The organism is Thermococcus litoralis DSM 5473, from assembly GCF_000246985.2.
Classification (GTDB): Archaea; Methanobacteriota_B; Thermococci; order Thermococcales; family Thermococcaceae; genus Thermococcus_A; species Thermococcus_A litoralis.
Window position 1 is genome coordinate 1,310,771 of the sequence record NC_022084.1, and the last position, 18,067, is coordinate 1,328,837.

Below are 18,067 nucleotides of genomic sequence, written 5' to 3' on the forward strand. Positions count from 1 at the left end.
GATGTTTGTAGTTAAAGCTGAAGAAGCTGAGAGGATAGAGAACCCCTATGGTGCTGACGTTAGAGCCCTGCTCAAGAGGGAAAATGCAAAGGTAATGCTTGTCACTTTAAACCCAGGAGAGGCTTTGGAGAGGCACACAACATCTGTTGATGCTTTCGTCTACATCTTAAAGGGAAAGGCCCTCGTGGAGGTCGGGGAGGAAAGCGAGGAAGCTAAAAAAGACGTCCTAGTCTTTCTTCCAAAAAATATTCCTCATGCCGTCAGAAATGCTGGCAGTTTACCTTTGAAGTTTTTGGTTGTCAAGCTCGGCTAAGCTTTTTATTTTTCAACGCCCAAATTTAGAGAGGTGTTTACGGTGGAGAGAAAAATTTTTGAGAAAAGAATAAACCGGTTCCAGGAGCTTTTGAAGAGGGAAGACATCGACGGTGCAGTAATAAGAACGCTCTCGACTTTTGTCTACTTCACCGGCACGAAGTGGCTTAGGCCAGCCCTTTTAATACCTCAAGAGGGAGAACCAACCGTAATCGTTGCCAAAGGGGAAGCCGAACTCTTCAAACAGAGGAGCTGGATTGAGAACGTCGTGGAGTTTCAAAAGACCGAAGACCTCATGGCCAATGTAACTATCTGGATAAAGAGAAACGGTTACAGCAGAGTTGGCATGGAGTTCAGCGTGGAGAGAGATGCTTACATTCTCTTTTATGAACTCTTTAAAAAGCTCAACCCCGATGTAGAGGTTGTGGACGTTAGAGGACTTTCCATGGAGCTTAGGATGATTAAAGACAAATGGGAGCTGGAGAATATAAGAAAGGCAGGAAAAATAGCTGTGAAGGGAATGAAAGTTGCGGAGGAGGAGATAAAACCTGGAAAGACGGAGCTTGAAGTTGCTGCTGAGATTATGAGAGAGTTAATGCTTAACGGTAGCGAGGAGCCAAAAGTTTACGTCTCGGCAACTCCAAGAGCCCATGCAGAGCCCTTTAGGGACGTGGAGGTCAGGGAGGGAAGCGTTGTATCCGTCGTCATAGGCGCCGACTGGAACCACTATTACGCAAACATAACTAGGTCTTTTCCAGTGGGAGAAATAAGCGAGAGGGCAAAAAATGCCATAGATGCAATGGAAGAGGCATACATAACCTCTGTAGAGAATACAAAGCCTGGTGTGAGATTTGCCCAGGTGGAACGGGAGATTGAGAAGATCTACACATCCAGAGGGCTTAAGGAGTACTACATAACCGGCTACACTCATGGCGTTGGGCTTCTCATTGAGGAAGACCCGATAACGACGATAGTTGTCCCACACAGGGCGATGGAGGCTAAGGAAGGCATGGTGCTCGCCATGGTTCACGCCCCTCTGATGATACCGGAAGGGGCAGTAAAGAAGGAGGACACTTTCATACTTGGCAAAAAGTTAGAGAACGTGACAAAATATTAAAAATCAGAAAGCTCCAGTGCCAATTCCGCAGATCTTCGCAAAAGGACAGATGGAGCAGTCCTCTGTGTATGGCTTTAATGGGGGCTCACCTTTAACTGCTTTCGTTATTTCTTTTGCCTTCTCCATGTCTTCATCGTCCCCTTCAAGGACGAGCGTTACACTTCCTTCCGCTCCTCCAGCGCCGCCAGCGGCTATTGGGATTGCATCAACATTGGCAAGTATCTCGTAGGCTTCAACTTCGGTTATAGGGATTGCGTGTGGAATAGGGACTAAAGCGGAGTATAGCCCTGTCCCCCAGTCAAAGGACTTTATTCCCGTCAGCTTTGCGCTTACTTCCACAGGCGTTGGAGTGAACTTCTCGAGGCTGATTGGGGTTATGGTTAATACTCCCTTGGTTATTGTCCATCCAAAAGTTCTGCCGATTGTTCCCCCGTCTGGAGCGGCTGCAAAAACCGCAACATTCCAATTAACGTCTATGGCGTTTCCTCCTTTTATAAAAACATCCTCAGGCCCCATCTCTTTCAAAGCTTCAAGTGGGTCGTCAAAGGGCTTTCCCTTGTAGAGGACGAGGTGCTTTGGCCATGTAGCCTTTGGGGTAACGCACGTTCTTCCCTTGCTTATAATCCCCACTGTCCATTTTTCTTTCTCAATTTTCTCTCCGAGGATTTCTTCTGCAATGTAAGCGGCTGTTGTTCCAGTTGCTATGTATACAAAACCGTTCTTGAGGGCGTTTTGAACTTCTTCCATAGCAACAACGGCTTTAGCAATCAAGCGCTTGCTTTCGGAGGGAGTTAAAGTCACAAGGGCTCTTTGCATGAAAATCACCCCATTAAATCTTGCATCTTAACCTTATTAAAATTGTGGAAAAGAGGTTAAAGAGAGTCTATAACGGACTTAACATCTTCGGGTGGTTATTTTTGTTGGCAATGAAAGTCTTCTGAAATGCAGTTTTCTCTAGCATAACACCTCAGCTCAAAACTAACTATTAGACAAATTTGAGTATTTGTAACCATCAACATGTAATAATAGCCAAAACTATTTAAGTTCCAGCATCCTATTTTCTTTGGTGTATTAGATGGAAAATAAAGAGATAGCGATATTTGCCGGAGGCTGCTTCTGGTGTATGGAAGAGGCCTTTGAGAGGCTTCCCGGAGTGATTGAAGCAATATCTGGCTACACCGGCGGCTGGGTGGAGAACCCTACCTACGAGCTCGTTTCAACGGGTGATACAGGCCACAGGGAAGCGGTTAAGGTTATCTACGATCCCTCAAAAATTTCCTATGAGAGACTTTTGGATGTCTTCTGGAGAAACATAGATCCCATGGATCCAGGCGGCCAGTTCGCCGATAGGGGCGAGCAGTACAAGACGGCTATATTTTACCTCAACGAAGAACAGAGAAAGCTAGCTGAGGAATCGAAGAGGAGACTTGAGCTCTCTGGAATATTCAAAGAACCCATAGCCACTGAAATCCTCCCGGCGAAGAAGTTTTATCCGGCCGAAGACTACCACCAGGGCTACTACTTCCGCTTTGAGACGAAGTATAAGAACTACAAGCTCTATTCTGGAAGGTTAGGCTTCATAAAGTCTGTGTGGGAGAAAAACCGGCACTTTCGCCTCTTCCCTGAGAGGGAGCTTTACTGGCTTGGCTACGTGAAACCGAGCGATGCAGAGCTTAAAAAGCCTGCTAACTCCTCTCCAGTATAGGGTTACACAGTTTGGATACACTGAGCCACCGTTCCACAATGAGTACTGGGACAACCATGAGGAAGGAATATACGTTGATGTGGTCTCGGGTGAGCCCCTGTTCAGCTCTCTCGATAAGTACGATTCCGGAACTGGATGGCCGAGCTTCACGAAGCCCCTTGAGGAGTGGGCTATCGTTGAGGCTGAAGAGTGCAAGGGCTTTCTTTGCGGGCGGGAAGTAAGGAGCCGCTTTGCAGGCTCCCACCTTGGCCACGTCTTTGAGGAACCTACTCCAACTGGAAAGAGGTACTGCATAAATTCTGCTGCTATTAGGTTTATTCCCAGAGAAGAGCTTAGAAAATACGGTTATATCGCCTACGAGCAGCTCTTTGAATAATATGATTTTGGAGAGTAGAGGGAGGTTGTAAAAGAAGGGCATGAAGGAGGAATTTCCCAGGGACTAGACTTGTAGTATAATGTGTTGTCTATTAACCTTTTTTGTAGAAAAAAGAAACAGAAAAGGCTCAAAGTGATTCAATAACCGCCTTAACTTCCTCAAGCGGCTCTTTGATGACTTCAACTATGTCATCTGCAGTGTTTATGGCAACGTATACGCTTCCTTCTTTCTCGTAGAGCAGTACTGGACAGGGAGCAAAAGATCCAACCTCGTATTCAACTTTTGTCATCTCGTAGAACTTCTTCGGATTGCAGACGTAGAGGATTCTATATGGCTCCATCTCAACTCCAAGCTTTGCTTTAACTACTTCACTCGGCGTAAATTCAAGCACGACCTTGTATCCCTTCTCCTCAAGCTTTGCCTTCAACTTTTCTTCGGCTTCTTTTAGAGACATTTCGACCTTTCTTCTATACCTAAACATTTGACCACCTCCTTAAAGTTTTGCAAGCTTTTCAAATAGAGCACTCCAGAGCTTGAGGGGAGTTAGTTCGGTGAGCATCAGAGCTCCGAAGAGGATTATCACAATCCCCAGAATTTTCTCCCACTTAGCTTTCTTCTCCTTGGTTAGGCTTAGTCTGTTCGATAGGAACTTTTTATTTATCCAATCCGCAAAATCTTTTGAGCTAAGGATCAAATAGATGGTAAGCCCCATTCCCAGACCGTAGATACCCATGACCATTATCCCCTTTAAGACGCTTCCACTTAATGCTGCTGTAATAACAGCAAACCCAACGTACGGTGCTATGCATCCAATCCAAGTGGCTCCAAGTGCAGAACCCAATAGAAAGTCGTAAAAATAGCCGTTCTTTGATGAAATCCTCTCTGAAGGAGAGGGAATGAATTTAACCACTTTTTGGTTAACAGTATTACTTATTAGCGATGCTCCAACCAGAATGAACCCGAGGCCACCTACAAGATAGAGAGCCCCCCCTAACCTGAGCGATATAAGAGCCCAAGCTACCTGCTAAGGCCCCAAGCAGGGAAAAAGACACAACAAGGCCTGCTATAACAACCTCAATCTTCCTCTTTGCAAAGAGGAGTGAAAACGTTCCCGCTATAAGAGGGAGAACACAGGGCGAAAACACGCTTAGAATCCCAGCTGAGAAGATGGGTAGGAGGACTGCTAAAGATAAATTGCCTGTGGAAGAGGTTTCATCTTTCCCTTGTGATTCCTCGCTTGACCTCTCGCTATTCGTCGCATCCCCGAGGCTGTTCTGCACAAAAAATTCCAAACCTTCGGGATTTAATGCCCCAACGGCCACCCCTTTCAGAATCTTCTCTCCATTTTCAACTTTGAATATTGCCATGGTTGGTGTCCCAGGCACGCCGACGTTTATTAGCTCACCCTCTTCTTTTGGGGTGTAGTAGCCCACGTTGTCCGGCTGGATGACGAGAACTTTATCGTAAACCCTGTACTGGAGGTTTGTTAGTGCTCTCCCTTTATAAACGTCGATTGAGACCAAATTTATGCCCCTCAAGACTTTCTCTGCCTTTTGTGTCGGGAAAACATTGGTTTTCATATAATTACAGGCTGGACAAGTCTCTGAATGATAAAAGATGAAGAAGTGTTCTCCTTCATGATCTGAAAGTAAGGTCTCAAGCTCTTTTTCGCTTGAGATCGTGTAAAACTCCAAATTCCCATAAGTTACACTACTCGCACTCACCAAGCTTGTGAAGATGACAAGTGCAATCAGGAGCATAGTGGGCTTTCTCACATTTTCACCCCAAGAAATGTGGAAAAATGGATTAAAAAGCTTTTCTTGAAGGGTTTTTCATCAAAAGGTCATCGGAACGTAGCCCTTCTCAAGGTGCTCTGCTATGATCTTTCCTACATACTCTACTTTGGTATATTTTTGCAGGGAAACCTCAAACCCCTCAAGCTCCGCGATCCTCTTACATGCTACTGGAAGCTTTCCAAGCTCTTTAAGCTTCTCAATCCACGGAATGAAGCGCTCGTCTCCATCTGCTACTGCCTTCTCTATCGGCCCGAAGAGGATAACCTCAACGTCCTCAACCCATTTGTGTTTTATTGCATTGGTTGCCCACATAAAGCCAGGTAAGGCCCTCTCGTCGTCGCTTGAGATTATGACCAAAGCCTTAGCCATTTTCAGCCCTCCAAAGCTTTAATGAACTCCTCAAAGCTCCCGACGGATATCTCCTTTTCCCCGGCTATGACGTTTATGTTGCCGCATTCATATTTTGCGCAGAGGCCTATGCACTCCTCAACGCTAACACTGTAGCCCTTCTCTTCGAGGAGCTTCACAACCTCATCGAGCCTCTCCCCAGCGCAGAACTTGCACACCTTAGCTTCCATTAGCATCACCAATCTGTGCTTAATGAAGCAGACTTATGGCCCTTATCCTTTCCAAAATGGAAAAATTCTTCTGCGAAGGCTTGACATTCCTGCCCCATGTAAGGTCCCTCCGAGAGCTTTTTAAGCAAATCAGTGAAAAATAATTCTGGTGATGCCCGTGCCGATGGTGATAATTGAGGGCCCGAAGGCGGATGTGGAGACCAAGAGGGAGCTCGTGAAAAGAATAACCGAGGTGATAAGGGAGGTCTACAAGGTGCACCACGTGAGCGTCATAATCCACGAGAACGAGACTGAGAACGTTGGCTCGGATGGCGAGCTCCTCTCGGACATAATAGCGAGGAGAAGGGGATAAACCCCTTCCCTTTACCCCCTTGCAGAAACGGCTTTCTTCAAAGCCCCTATCCTTATCCGCCCCCACAGGAAGCCGACGATAGCAGCAACCATGTTTCCAATTACTATTCCAATCCACACTCCCCTGAGGCCCAGGGTCGTGTAGTGGACGAAGATGTAGGCAAAGCCCACCTGCATCACGAGCGTCCTGAATATTGTGAGGATTAGGGACTTCTCGCCCTCCCCTATGCCCTGGAACATCGCCGAAGTCATCATTCCGAAGGGCGTGAGGACGAGAAAGACCGGGAGGGTTCTTAAAGCGCTTATGAGCTCCCCCTTTATCACCTGGGCAGATTCTGAGTACGTGAAGAGGTAGGCCACCTGAGGCGCGAAGAGCATTATGAACGCAACAACCGCAAGCTCTATCATGAAGGCGATCTTGATGGCATAGAGATAGGCAGTTTCAAGCTTTTCAAAGCTCCTCTCCCCGTAGGCCGCTCCAGTGACGGATGTGGTCGCTGCCGCCATTCCGAGTATGGGCACTATGCCGAGCATCGTGATTCTCCACGCGCTCGTGAAGACGGCAACCCCGTTCTCTCCCCCAGCGGTTATGGCGACGCTGTTGAGGAAGAACATCGCTATGGACATCGAGAGCTGGGAGAGCGAGGAGGGCAGGCCAACTCGGAGGATGTCCTTTAGGATCTCCCTGCTCGGCGAGAAGTCTCTAAGGTTTATGTCCACGTAGGTGTCCCGCTTTATGAAGAGCCAGTAGGCGATGAAGAGGAAGGTCACCACCATGGAGAGCAGCGTCGCGTAAGCGGCTCCAACGACGCCAAAGCCGAGGGTGTAGATAAACACCGGGTCAAGGACTATGTTGAGGCCCGAGCCGAGCACCATGGCTAACATGGCCCTGTTGGCGTCTCCCTCCCCCCTCAGGATGCCGTTGCCGACGTTGTTGAAGACTATGACGAACGCTCCGACAAGGAGAACCCTCGCGTACTCTATGGCCAGCTCGACGGCCTCTCCTTTCGCGCCCATGGAGCGGAAGAGGGAATCCATAGCCGGGAGCATTGTGATGGTTATTGTAACTCCAAGGATGAGGGAGAGGATGAGGGAATGGACGGCAACGTTGTCAGCTCCTTCCTTGTCCCTCGCGCCTATCCTTCTCGCTATCGCGGAGCTCGTGCCCACCCCCAGGCCAGCTGCAAGCGCTATTATGCCCATGAAGACCGGGAAGAAGAGGCCGACAGCGGCAAGCGATTCTGGCCCCAGGCCCGAGACCCATATTCCATCGGCGAGGTTGTAGAGGGTCTGAACCGACATGCCTATCATCATGGGGATCGAGAGCCTGACTATGGCCTTTTTGGGGTCGCCCCTCAAAAGCTGGACGCCCTTCGTGGTTTTTTCACTCATTCTTCTCCCCCCAGTCCTTTTATGGCCTTCCTCAGCAAGTTTGCAAAAACAATCCTCTCATCTGCACTCATTTCGGCAAACATCTTTTCATCAAGCTCCTCTCCAGCCTTTGATATTTCTTCGAGCAACTCAAGGCCTTTATTTGTGAGCCCTACCCTATAGCTCTTCCCCTGCGCTCCCTCTCAACAATGCCTTTATTTTCAAGAGAGCGGAGAACCTTTGAGGCGGTCGCTTTGGAGACCTTCATCGCCTTTAAAAGCTCGCCCTGGGTTCTGGCCTCTCCAAGGTGGATAAGGGCCTTAAACTCCAGGAAGGTTATCCCGATTTCCTCAAGCCTCCCTTCGAAGGCTTTTCGCATGAGCCAGTAGAGCTCCGAAACCAGGTCGCAGGGTTTTTCACTTTTCTGCATGAGTTTCAATTGAAACTTGGGTTTAAAACTGTTTCCTAGAAAACCATATTAACCCTGCCGGCGAAATTAAAAGGGTGATACCATGAAAACGCTCGTCGTCTTCTACTCCCGGAGCGGGACCACTAAGAGAGTGGCTCAAGAGCTCGCAGAGGCCCTCGGTGCTGACATCGATGAGGTTATAGACAAGAAGTCCCGCAAAGGCATCCTTGGCATTCTGAGGGCGGGCTACGACGCCACGAGGGAAAAGACAACGGAGATAGAGTTCACGAAAGACCCCTCGGAGTACGACTTCGTCATAGTCGGAAGCCCTGTCTGGAACCGTAGGGTAACTCCCGCGATCAGGACGTACCTTCTGCAGAACAGGGGAAAAATCAAGGCAGCTGCTTTCTTTGCTACCTGCATGGGCAACTCCGGAAAGTGCCTCGACCAGATGGAGGAGCTCTATGGCGATAAGGCGGTCCTTAAAAAGACCCTGGTGAAGAAGGAGCTTGAAAAAGGAATTAAAGAACTCCAGGAGGAGCTCAAGGCCCTGATGGCTACTTAAACCTCTTTCCAAACTCGTTGTGGCTGACCTTTTCCCACTCAAAGACTTCATCGCCGTGGGGCGGCTTGTTCTCCGCGGGATAGCCTACCCCGATTATGCACAGTACGCGGTAGTTTTCTGGAATTCCCAGAAGCTCCCTTACGTACTCCTCCGCTGTTTTGGTCTCGTCGTGCATCCTGTTCCGTATCTGCACCCAGAAGGAAGCTAAACCCAAAGCATACGATGCAAGATGGATGTGTTCGGCCGCTATGCTTGCATCCTCGATCCAGACGTCGCTCCTGCTCTCATCGGCGGCAACGACTATCGCCAGTGGTGCCGTTTTGAGACCGGAGGCACCGAGTTTTGCCCTTGAGAGTGCCTCAAGCTTCTCTTTCTCGTCCACCACTATGAAGTGCCACGGCCTCTTGTTGTAGGAGCTCGGAGAGAGGAAAGCCGCTTCCAGGAGGCTCTCAACCACCTCTCTCGGGACGGGTTTGTCCTGAAAGCGCCTTATGCTCCTCCTCTTTTTGAGCACCTCAAAGAACTCCATGCTCCCACCGCTAAGGTTTTTGGATGGAGGGTATAAAAACTGTTTGAAAACGTTCAACCGGGTGATCGATATGATAGGGTGGATCGGCCTGGGTCACATAGGTAGGGCCATGGCGGAGAGGTTATCGGAGGAGTACGAGCTCCTCGTCTGGAACAGATCGATAGAGAAGGCCAGAGGTTTCAAGAACGTCGCAAAAACTCCGGAGGAAGTGGCCGAGAAATGCTATGTGATCTTCCTCTCGCTCTACGACAGCGAAGCGGTGAGGCAGGTCTCGGAGAGGCTTTTAAAGGCAGACCTCAGCTGGAAGATAGTGGTGGACCCCACCACGAACCACCACGAGAAAGTCCTGGAGTTCCACGAGATGTACAGAAACGTGGGAGCCTTTTACCTCGAAAGCCCCGTCATCGGGAGCGTCATTCCTGCAAGAAACGGCCAGCTGACGATCCTCGTGAGCGGAGAGAGGGAGGCCTTTGAGAAAGTCCGCCCCTACCTTGAGAAACTCGGGAAGAAGATATTCCACTTCGAGGAGCCCGGAAAGGCCACGAAGCTCAAGCTGATAAACAACTTTGTTCTCGGAGCCTTCATGGCTGCCCTTGGTGAGGCAGTGGCTTTGGGTGAGAAAGCCGGAATCCCGAAGGAGGAGCTCATAGAGGTGCTTGAGAACGGCGCCGGCAACTCGGTGGTGCTGAAGGCGAAGAAGGAGAAGCTCCTTGGCGATGACTACTCGACGCACTTTTCCGTGAAGAACCTCGTTAAGGACCTCTCCTACGCTTACGAGCTCGCTGTGGCATCAAGGAAGGCAGTTCCTCTCAACGCTGCCGTGAGGGAACTTTACAGGGTCGCCTTTGAGAGGGACATGGAGGAGCTCGACTTTTCGGTGGTTTACAAACTCCTCAGGGAGCTTTAATTTTGAAAAGGATTAAATTCATAAACCATCTTTCATACTTTTTTCGGTGAGGTAGCATGGACTTTTCGAGACACTTCCCTATCATAGGCATTGAAGGACAGAGAAAGCTGAGCGAGAGTAAGGTGGCAGTCGTTGGGGCTGGTGCCCTTGGGAGTTGGGAAGTTTACTTCCTCCATAAACTTGGAATTGGAGAGATAATCGTCATAGACAGGGATTTTGTAGACGAAAGCGACCTCCCTAGGACAATATACACTAAGGAAGACATAGGAAAGCCAAAAGTGGATGTGCTAAAGGAGAAATTTGGAGTTAAAGGTTACTTTGAGGATTTGAACCCCTCAACAGTTGCTCTTCTTGACGAAGCTAACCTGATAATAGATGGAACCGACAACATCTACACAAGGCAGGTTATAAACGACTATGCAGTAAAAAACGGTAAGCCTTGGATATATGTGGGGGTCTTATCTACCTATGGAAACATAATGCCGATAATTCCAGGTAAAACAGCATGCTTCAGATGTTTTATGCCAAAGTTGCCATCTAGACCCATGCCTACCTGTGCAATAGCCGGTATTATGAGTTATGTTCCACCCCTAGCGGCTTCAATAGCCGTTAGTATTGCAGCGAAGATTTTGCTGGGAGAAGAAGTTAAAAGCGAACTCATATTCTTTGATACAAAAACTCTGGACTTTGAAAAAGTTGAAGTACCTAGGAGGGAAGACTGTCCTGCATGTGTAAGAAGGGAGTTCACATTTCTGGAAAAGCGCATAAAAATAGAAAGACTTTGCGATGGCTCAATTCAAGTAACACCTCCAGAGAGAATGGATGTTAACTTTGAAGAACTTGGAAAACAGCTCGAAAAGCTTGGTATTGAATACCTAAAAACTCCCCAATTCATTCAATTTGAAGATGAGGATTATGAGATATTGATATTCAAAGGTGGGAGGATGGTAATTAGGGGAGCTGAAGAGGAGAGAGAAGCAAAAAATCTCTTTGCGAGATATTTGGGTGGTTGACGTGATACTCGTAAGATACGGAGAGATAGCAATAAAAGGTAGAAAAAGAAGGGAGTTTGAGAGAAAATTAGCCGAGAATATCCAGAAGGCTCTAAGGAGGAAAGGCATAATTGGAAAAGTGAAGGTAATAAGGGGAAGGATTCTCGTTGATGCCCCGAATGAAGCAGCGGAGATAATAGCCAAAATCCCCGGGGTGGTGTCTGTATCTCCTGCTAGAGCTATGGACTACGACGAAGTTCCTGTATATCTCAAGAAAGCCCTTAGACAGTTTAATCCAAGGAGCTTTAAAGTTGAAACTCAAAGACTGGATAAGACTTTTTTGAAGACATCTATGGAGGTCAACAGGGAGATAGGGGCTTTTATTGTCAAGGAGTTTGGGTGGAAGGTTGATCTAGAGAACCCGGAACTTACCGTAGGCATTGAGATAATAGATGGTAAAGCCTACGTGTTCTTTGAGAAAATTAGAGGCGTTGGCGGTCTTCCCGTGGGCACACAGGGAAAAGTTGTTGTTCTCTTGAGTGGAGGAATAGATTCTCCAGTGGCGGCATTCTTAATGCTAAAAAGAGGGGCTGGGATAACAGCGGTTCACTTTGACCAAGGAAAAAACGCGAAAAAAGTCGTAGAGAGGGTCGTAGAGATCCTCAACGACTACTCCCCCGAGCCAATAGAGCTGATCGTGGAGAACCACTTCGAGATCCTTAAGCCCTACGTTTTTACCTTGAATAAGCTCAACCGCAGAGAATGGACATGTGTAGTATGCAAGGTTGCTATGCTCAGACGAGCAGCTGAGATAGCAAAAGAGCAGGGTGCCCTTGGAATAGTAACAGGGGATTCTTTAGGACAAGTAGCCTCTCAAACCCTAACGAATCTTTACTTTGAAACCATGAGTGTGGATTTTCCAGTCCATAGGCCTCTTTTGGGATTTGACAAGGAGGAGATAGTGGCGATAGCAAGGAAGACAGGTACCTATGAAGCTTTTCTTGAGTATCCTTACTGCGACTGTCCCTTCAGGCCCGAAAGGGTAGTTACACAGGGAAAACTGGAAGAGTTTGAAAGAATAAGGGAGGAGCTTAGAAAGGAGGGCATAATCTGAGAAGTTTACAAAGAAATAGTATTTCTTGATTTATGATAGAAGTTTACTTTTCAAAACATTCTTTTTGAGAAAGCAAACTTTATATCGTTTTAGGCTGTATAAACATTTAGCCAAACTTCAAAAGGAGGAATTGTGGATGGGTTTAGGGGACTCTTCCTTGCCTCATTTAATGAAGTTCCCGAGCTCTAAAAAATCTTTGTGTGCTGTGCTCCTCTTTTTGCTAACACTCCCATTTGCATCCTCTGGAAAAATATTTGTATGGGACGTTGGGGGAATAATACTCCATCCCAGGCTCTCCCCCGATGGGCTTTACTTCAGCACCTACGGAGAAAGGGTGTGGCTCAAGACCAACGAGACTCACTTTATCTACTGGGAACAGCCCTACCTCCTCAACGGCCTTTCGGTTGGAGATAAAGTTTACATGGCCGCTGACTGGGGGCCGGCTCTGGCCTTGAATCCCTCCAACGACACGCTCTACGCCTGGGAATACCCCGGCTTGCAGTTCATCCACGTCTATACCAAAAGAGATACCGCGTACTTCGCCGGTATGCTCAACGGAACCGGCGGAGTTGGAATACTTAAAAACGGCACCATGACCTTTTATCGCCTCCCCAACGAGACCTTCAAAGCCTACGACGTCTTTCCAGTTCTCGACAGGGTTTACTTCACCGTTGAGTTTAAAAATGAGCCCAAGGGTGGCGTAGGGTTGCTCTTCCCGGATAACGGGACGTTCTACCTGTGGCGCTTCCCCGAGAACTATTCGACTCTCGTTCCAGACGGGATAACCGTGGATGGGAACCTCACAGTTTACGTGGCAATAATGGAGGGCGAAATGGCGGGCGTTGCGATGTTTGAGCCCCACAACGCTACTTTTCACTTCCTCAAGATTATAGGTAGACCCCTCCACGTTAAGCTCTTTGGAAACTACGTTCTCGTAATGAACTCGGACTGGGATCTGGTGCTCTTCAACCCGGGGAACGTTACGTGGACTGGAAAGGCCGTTCTCAAAAAGGAAACCGGGAGAGCGGAGGTTATCGCCCTTGGGGGACCCACCAAGACCCTGGAAGTTAAACGCGGGGAGATGGAGATAGAGCCCACGCTTGAAAAGGTGGAGAAAAGGGACTATCCCGAGGGCTACACTACCTTCTATGCAATCGCCTTCACGCACGACTTCGGTGGGGGTTATGTTGGTTCAGATGGAAAGCTAATACTCCTCGAAGAGCTGAGGCCAAAGGTTCACCTCCTCTACGAGAGTGGAACCTTAAGGGCGTGGGTGACGCCGAGGGAGTGCTTCCCGGGGCCGGTTTTCATCTACATAAACGGAAAGCTCGCGAGGTGGGGGGAGGAGGTGGAGTGGAACGCAACTTTCCTGGCCGGTGAGTACAACATCACAGCGGTCTACTTTGACGGCGAGGACGTTTACATGAATCAAACAGTGATCATAAGTGATTTAAAGCCAAAACTCCTCTGGAAAAAGTCCCTTAGAGTAAAAAATGGGACGATTATTTATGGAAAAATAAACGTGCCTGGAGCACCTGTGAACATCTCAGGGAGAACAGTCTGGACAGACTCGGATGGCTACTTCTCCTTCTTTGTAGAGAATAGAAGTTATTCCTCAACTGAAACCCCAGAACCTAAACCGAGTACTTTTAACTGGGCTGTTCTTCTCGTGGTTCTCGGTGTTACAACTGGAGCTGGAGGAATTGCATTCTACATGAAGAAAGATAAGAGAGGGTTGGTTTTGCTACTCATAGGGCTCATCTTAATAGCAGGGTACTTTGTAGTACCAAAACCAAGAGAAGCTGTCTTAGAAGAAAAACCCCTAACTCTTTCTATCGTTGTGGTTATGCCTCCGGCCTTTTATGGTGCTAACATAACTGTCTTAGTAGATGGCGAAGAAATCGGAAGGACCGATAAGAGAGGGAGACTTAATATTCCACTTGATTATGGTATTCATGAGGTTCTCCTCAGATCGGGTAATTCAACGACATCTCTTATGGTTGCAATGGCAGAAGACAGGAACTTAACGGTGCCTTTCTTCCCCGGAGTTAATGCCATCCTAAGAAATGGGCCTGGCTACAACAGTTTTTCTGCAAGTTTTGGTGAGATAGTACTCAACACAATGCATGCCAATACTTATCCTTTAGGACCCATGAGCTTGAAGACTTATACTACTCCAGAGGAGTGTGAACTGTGCAAACTTAAAGCCTCTATGGTTGGCGTTGTGGAAGGTGAAACCTGTAGGCTGTGCTGCCTTGAAAGTAAAAACTTTGGACCTGCTGTGGTTTTTGCTTACTACTTCCATCTGATATGGGATGTCATAGAAAGATATCAATGCATCATTCCATGGCCTCCAATGCCTGAGACCAATGCCGTTGTAACTGGAGCTTCAATAAACTCTTATGCAAGTGACATCTGGAACAGTCTTCCCCAGCCGGGGTGGGGTGATTTACACCCGTGTTTGGCTCCCCTTGATGGCATAGATCCCAAAGACCCGGCCAACATATGCACCATACTCGAATGCGCAGATGTCAACTTTGACTGCAACTGTTATATGACTTGCTTTACCGGGCCTTTCAAGGTGTGGGATGCATTCGTCAAGTGTCTGGAAAATAAAGAGTAGCGTATAGAGAAAGAATGAATTCAAACCAATATCTTAAAATACCCTAAAGTCCAAAAAAGTAGCGGTGATAGCCATGTTGAGTGAAAAAATGCTTAAGGCTCTGAATGAGCAGCTAAACAGAGAACTTTATTCTGCCTATCTGTACTTTGCTATGGCAGCGTATTTTGACGATTTGAACCTTGAGGGTTTTGCCAGCTGGATGAAAGCTCAGGCTGAGGAAGAAATAGGACATGCATTGAGATTTTACAACTACATATACGACAGAAACGGGAGAGTTGAGCTTACTGAGATTCCGCAACCTCCAAAGGAGTGGGAAAGCCCAGTAGAGGCTTTTGAAGCTGCTTATGAGCATGAGAAGTTCATAAGCAAATGTATAAACGAACTGGCAGCTTTGGCTGAGGAGGAAAAAGATTACTCAACGAGGGCATTCTTGGAGTGGTTTATTAACGAGCAGGTTGAGGAAGAAGCGAGTGTAAAGAAAATACTGGATAAGCTAAAGTTCGCCAAGGACAGCCCACAGATCGTGTTTATGCTTGATAGGGAATTAGCCGCAAGAACTCCGAAGCTTCCAGGTCTCCTTATGCAGGATGGGGAGTAGTTTTGTTCTTTCTTCTCTTATCTCTTTTGCGATCCGATACTTGAGTTTACCATTCCCAATCCAAGGATAACCTCTTAATTTTTTAGATCGATTACTTCCGAAAATTTTATAATCATGACTCGAGTATACTCGAGTAGGTGAGAGAACATGACCGAAGCACCAACTCTCGATAAAATAAAAAAGCTGGGCCAAGTTCTTACTCCCTTTGAAATTGCGGAATTTCTTGTTAATTGGGCAATAAAAAGTCCCAAAGACTTAATACTCGAACCCAGTTGTGGAGATGGTATTTTTTTAAGGGCGGCAATCAGGCGGTTGATGGAACTCGGGGCTTCCCCAGAATCAATATCTAAACAGGTTTATGGCGTAGAAATAGATTCTGAAATACTTGAAAAGACTAAAAAACTTCTTTTGACTGAATTTTCTTTTGTGCCAACTCTGATAAATGCAGATTTTTTTGATTTAGAACCTCCAAGAGGTCAGCAGACCCTGAATAACTTGCTCACAGCCCCAAAAATTCCAAGGGTGGATGTTATTGTTGGAAATCCTCCGTACATTAGATATCAATCTTTTTCGGGAAAAACAAGGGAGAAGGCTCTCAGAACGGCCCTCGAAGAGGGGGTTAAGCTGCCTGAACTCACAGCATCCTGGGTTCCATTCGTAATTCATGCAGAGAAGTTTCTTAAAAAAGATGGTCGTCTTGCGATGGTCCTTCCTTCGAAACTTCTCCATGTTGGATACGCAAAACCATTTAGAAAATGGCTTCTGAAGAAGTTTTCTAATATTACGATAATCTCGTTTGAGAGGAGAGTATTCCCAGGCATTCTCGAAGATACAGTTTTGCTCTTAGCCAGTAAATCTGGGCCTTATGGGGTTCGATTTGTAGAGGTTACTGATGAAAGGGAGCTCTCTGGGTTGGATTTGGAATCTTCAACTTTCGTACTTACGCGGCCAAATCCTGATGAGAAATGGACAAAGTACATACTCCCGCAGAATTTGGAAAGTTCATTGGGGGAAATACTTAATAAAGTGCAGGAAAAGGTTGTACTACTAGGGGAGCTGGGAATAGTGACAATTGGAGTGGTGACTGGAAGCAATGAATTCTTTACCCTAACGGAAGAGGAGGCAAGCTCATGGGGAATCGAGAAGGAATATCTGGTACCTTTGGTCTCTCGGGCTGAACAAATATCCGGAGTTGAAATTACAACCTCCGACTGGGAACTTATCAAAAAGCTCGGCCAAAAGTGCTATCTTCTGGAGGTTACAAAACCATGGGACGAACTGGGAATGGGGGTGAGAGAATACCTAATTAAAAGAGGAGACGAACTCAACGTTAGAGCTCGCTACAAAGTGAGAATAAGAAAAACATGGTATACCGTGCCTGGAGTTAGGTTTCCAGACCTTTTTATGAGCTATATGTCCCATGAAGTACCCAAAATGGCTTCCAATGAGATCGTGGTAAATGAGCGGAAAGCCACTAGCACAAACACAATTCACCAGATATTCCTCAAGAGGAAACTTGAACCGAGGCTGCTCTCTACTCTGTTTTACAACTCTCTAACATTGCTCTCCACTGAGCTTGTAGGAAGATTTTACGGGGGAGGCGTCCTAAAGATCGAGCCAAAAGAAGCTGAGAAAATCTTAATTCCAATGGCTGAAGAACCAAAGGAAATTCTTGATATCTCTTCGAAAGTTGACCGGTTACTAAGGGCTAAAAGAACCGCTGATGCTGTTGCTATTGTCAATGAGGTCATACTTGAAGGAGAACTCGGATTGAAACCACGGGATGTTGAGGTTATTGAGGAGACCTGGAAGTATCTCCAGGAAAGAAGAATGAAAAAGAGCCTTGGCTAATCCAAGTGAGTATCTAGGAACTTTATAAGATCCTTCACCGCGTCGTCTATTGAAATTCTTTCCCTTTTGATTCTCTCAGTTTCAACGGGAACGTATCTGCCATTCTCCTCCCGGAACATGAAAAGACCTACTGCGTTGTTGTATTTTAGTAGATTCCTGAATTTTTCGAGAAGAAGATCGGGATTATCAAAGTCTACTCTCCTTCCTGTTTTCTTGTCAAGACGGCCCGAGGCAAGCCTGGATGCCCAGAACGAGTAAAAGCCGGGAATGGAGGTATGAATCCATCGCATCCACCAACTGTTATTAGAAACTTCAGAAAAAGTATTCTTGGAGTTTAAGGCATTTATTATGGCCTCTTCGGGAGTGTAGCGAAGTTTTAAATCCACTGCGGTGAACTTGACTTCTTTTAATCTTTTATCTAGATCGCTCTGCGTCTTTCTTTCCTTCTGAACCGTTGTTCCCTTCTTATGCCTTGGGCTACCTGTCATTTTGACTTCGCCAGCCACCAAAACAGTAGCGTCCCTCACATAAGCGAGATCAACGTCATGAGTTCTCTCAGAATAGCCAGGAATTCTTCTATCTGTTAGGCGGTAGATTCCCCCAGATCTTATGTAAATCAATTCGCTGATAAAATCTCTAAATGCGTTTCCTTTCTGTCGGTATTCTCCCTCTGGAAGTCTGCCGTTAATACGAGCTTTTTCAACGATTTGATAGTATGCTTTCAGAAAATCGTCCTGAATAGGCTCGAAGTATCCCCTAGAGGTTCTGGCCAATTCAGTTATAGACTCACAGAACTTCTTAATAACAGGGCTCTTCAAAGTATGGCAAACGCTAGTTTCCATAGTTTCACCTCGTAGGAGACTAAACCATGGA

23 protein-coding genes are annotated in these 18,067 nt (G+C 46.9%); 12 read left to right on the forward strand and 11 right to left on the reverse strand.

From position 1 onward, the window contains the following. Position 1: 1 nt before the first annotated feature. Both OCC_RS07075 and OCC_RS07080 read left to right on the forward strand, forming a co-directional pair. A complete protein-coding gene (locus tag OCC_RS07075; protein ID WP_004070270.1) occupies positions 2-313 on the forward strand; it encodes a cupin domain-containing protein in 312 nt (103 codons plus the stop codon). A 42-nt stretch (positions 314-355) separates the two neighbouring features. After that, complete coding sequence (locus tag OCC_RS07080; RefSeq protein WP_004070272.1) at positions 356-1,429, forward strand: M24 family metallopeptidase; 1,074 nt, start codon at positions 356-358, stop codon at positions 1,427-1,429. Between the two features lie 3 nt (positions 1,430-1,432). On the opposite strand, the gene OCC_RS07085 is transcribed toward OCC_RS07080, so the two are convergent. Then, positions 1,433-2,245 carry a hypothetical protein gene (locus tag OCC_RS07085; RefSeq protein ID WP_004070274.1) on the reverse strand — a complete coding sequence of 271 codons (813 nt, stop codon included), beginning with the start codon at positions 2,243-2,245 and terminating at the stop codon, positions 1,433-1,435. A 259-nt stretch (positions 2,246-2,504) separates the two neighbouring features. On the opposite strand from OCC_RS07085, the gene msrA reads away from it, so the two are divergent. Both msrA and msrB read left to right on the forward strand, forming a co-directional pair. After that, positions 2,505-3,134, forward strand: a complete 630-nt coding sequence (gene msrA / locus OCC_RS13200; protein ID WP_004070276.1) for a peptide-methionine (S)-S-oxide reductase MsrA — start codon at positions 2,505-2,507, stop codon at positions 3,132-3,134. Further along, complete coding sequence (gene msrB / locus OCC_RS13205; protein ID WP_004070278.1) at positions 3,094-3,510, forward strand: peptide-methionine (R)-S-oxide reductase MsrB; 417 nt, start codon at positions 3,094-3,096, stop codon at positions 3,508-3,510. Before msrA ends, msrB begins: the two co-directional genes overlap by 41 nt. A 127-nt stretch (positions 3,511-3,637) precedes the next feature. Here the strand turns inward: msrB and OCC_RS07100 are convergent, their stop codons facing one another. From OCC_RS07100 to OCC_RS07115, 5 genes are read right to left on the reverse strand one after another with little or no spacing between them, the layout of a single operon-like run. Beyond that, complete coding sequence (locus OCC_RS07100; protein WP_004070280.1) at positions 3,638-3,991, reverse strand: DUF302 domain-containing protein; 354 nt, start codon at positions 3,989-3,991, stop codon at positions 3,638-3,640. 12 nt (positions 3,992-4,003) lie between these two features. After that, positions 4,004-4,516 (reverse strand): urease accessory protein UreH domain-containing protein, encoded by a 513-nt coding sequence (locus tag OCC_RS12850; protein ID WP_338010725.1) that lies wholly within the window; start codon positions 4,514-4,516, stop codon positions 4,004-4,006. After that, positions 4,437-5,285: a hypothetical protein gene (locus OCC_RS12855; RefSeq protein ID WP_020953726.1), complete on the reverse strand. Its 849-nt coding sequence runs from the start codon at positions 5,283-5,285 to the stop codon at positions 4,437-4,439. Before OCC_RS12855 ends, OCC_RS12850 begins: the two co-directional genes overlap by 80 nt. A 60-nt stretch (positions 5,286-5,345) precedes the next feature. Beyond that, positions 5,346-5,675, reverse strand: a complete 330-nt coding sequence (locus OCC_RS07110; protein WP_004070283.1) for a hypothetical protein — start codon at positions 5,673-5,675, stop codon at positions 5,346-5,348. A gap of 2 nt (positions 5,676-5,677) precedes the next feature. Beyond that, complete coding sequence (locus OCC_RS07115) at positions 5,678-5,884, reverse strand: hypothetical protein (RefSeq protein ID WP_004070284.1); 207 nt, start codon at positions 5,882-5,884, stop codon at positions 5,678-5,680. A gap of 151 nt (positions 5,885-6,035) precedes the next feature. Here OCC_RS07115 and dmpI point away from each other — a divergent pair, with 151 nt between their 5' ends. Next, positions 6,036-6,236, forward strand: a complete 201-nt coding sequence (gene dmpI / locus OCC_RS07120; RefSeq protein ID WP_238565097.1) for a 4-oxalocrotonate tautomerase DmpI — start codon at positions 6,036-6,038, stop codon at positions 6,234-6,236. An 11-nt stretch (positions 6,237-6,247) separates the two neighbouring features. On the opposite strand, the gene OCC_RS07125 is transcribed toward dmpI, so the two are convergent. From OCC_RS07125 to OCC_RS12860, 3 genes are read right to left on the reverse strand one after another with little or no spacing between them, the layout of a single operon-like run. Beyond that, positions 6,248-7,627 (reverse strand): MATE family efflux transporter, encoded by a 1,380-nt coding sequence (locus OCC_RS07125; protein ID WP_004070287.1) that lies wholly within the window; start codon positions 7,625-7,627, stop codon positions 6,248-6,250. Beyond that, the gene (locus OCC_RS13015) at positions 7,624-7,755 is read right to left on the reverse strand and encodes a hypothetical protein (RefSeq protein WP_004070290.1); all 132 of its coding nucleotides are present in this window, start codon (positions 7,753-7,755) and stop codon (positions 7,624-7,626) included. The genes OCC_RS07125 and OCC_RS13015 overlap by 4 nt, the downstream gene beginning before the upstream one ends. 23 nt (positions 7,756-7,778) lie before the next feature. Beyond that, positions 7,779-8,036, reverse strand: a complete 258-nt coding sequence (locus OCC_RS12860) for a MarR family winged helix-turn-helix transcriptional regulator (RefSeq protein ID WP_004070292.1) — start codon at positions 8,034-8,036, stop codon at positions 7,779-7,781. Between the two features lie 82 nt (positions 8,037-8,118). On the opposite strand from OCC_RS12860, the gene OCC_RS07135 reads away from it, so the two are divergent. Then, positions 8,119-8,580: a flavodoxin family protein gene (locus OCC_RS07135; protein ID WP_004070294.1), complete on the forward strand. Its 462-nt coding sequence runs from the start codon at positions 8,119-8,121 to the stop codon at positions 8,578-8,580. Here the strand turns inward: OCC_RS07135 and OCC_RS07140 are convergent. After that, complete coding sequence (locus tag OCC_RS07140) at positions 8,573-9,109, reverse strand: nitroreductase family protein (protein WP_004070296.1); 537 nt, start codon at positions 9,107-9,109, stop codon at positions 8,573-8,575. The two genes, OCC_RS07135 and OCC_RS07140, sit on opposite strands and share 8 nt — an antisense overlap. A 70-nt stretch (positions 9,110-9,179) precedes the next feature. Here OCC_RS07140 and OCC_RS07145 point away from each other — a divergent pair, with 70 nt between their 5' ends. From OCC_RS07145 to OCC_RS07170, 6 genes are all read left to right on the forward strand, one after another. Then, positions 9,180-10,016, forward strand: a complete 837-nt coding sequence (locus tag OCC_RS07145) for an NAD(P)-dependent oxidoreductase (RefSeq protein ID WP_004070297.1) — start codon at positions 9,180-9,182, stop codon at positions 10,014-10,016. 56 nt (positions 10,017-10,072) lie between these two features. Next, positions 10,073-11,029: a HesA/MoeB/ThiF family protein gene (locus tag OCC_RS07150; RefSeq protein WP_004070299.1), complete on the forward strand. Its 957-nt coding sequence runs from the start codon at positions 10,073-10,075 to the stop codon at positions 11,027-11,029. A gap of 1 nt (position 11,030) precedes the next feature. Further along, on the forward strand, positions 11,031-12,122 hold the full coding sequence (gene thiI, locus OCC_RS07155; protein WP_004070301.1) for a tRNA uracil 4-sulfurtransferase ThiI: 1,092 nt from the start codon (positions 11,031-11,033) through the stop codon (positions 12,120-12,122). 136 nt (positions 12,123-12,258) lie between these two features. Then, positions 12,259-14,745, forward strand: a complete 2,487-nt coding sequence (locus OCC_RS07160; protein ID WP_004070304.1) for a hypothetical protein — start codon at positions 12,259-12,261, stop codon at positions 14,743-14,745. Between the two features lie 73 nt (positions 14,746-14,818). Continuing rightward, positions 14,819-15,343, forward strand: a complete 525-nt coding sequence (locus OCC_RS07165; protein WP_004070305.1) for a ferritin — start codon at positions 14,819-14,821, stop codon at positions 15,341-15,343. A gap of 147 nt (positions 15,344-15,490) precedes the next feature. After that, on the forward strand, positions 15,491-17,194 hold the full coding sequence (locus OCC_RS07170) for an HsdM family class I SAM-dependent methyltransferase (protein WP_004070308.1): 1,704 nt from the start codon (positions 15,491-15,493) through the stop codon (positions 17,192-17,194). Here OCC_RS07170 and OCC_RS07175 read toward each other — a convergent pair. Continuing rightward, a complete protein-coding gene (locus OCC_RS07175) occupies positions 17,191-18,036 on the reverse strand; it encodes a hypothetical protein (protein ID WP_004070310.1) in 846 nt (281 codons plus the stop codon). The two genes, OCC_RS07170 and OCC_RS07175, sit on opposite strands and share 4 nt — an antisense overlap. Positions 18,037-18,067: the final 31 nt, after the last annotated feature.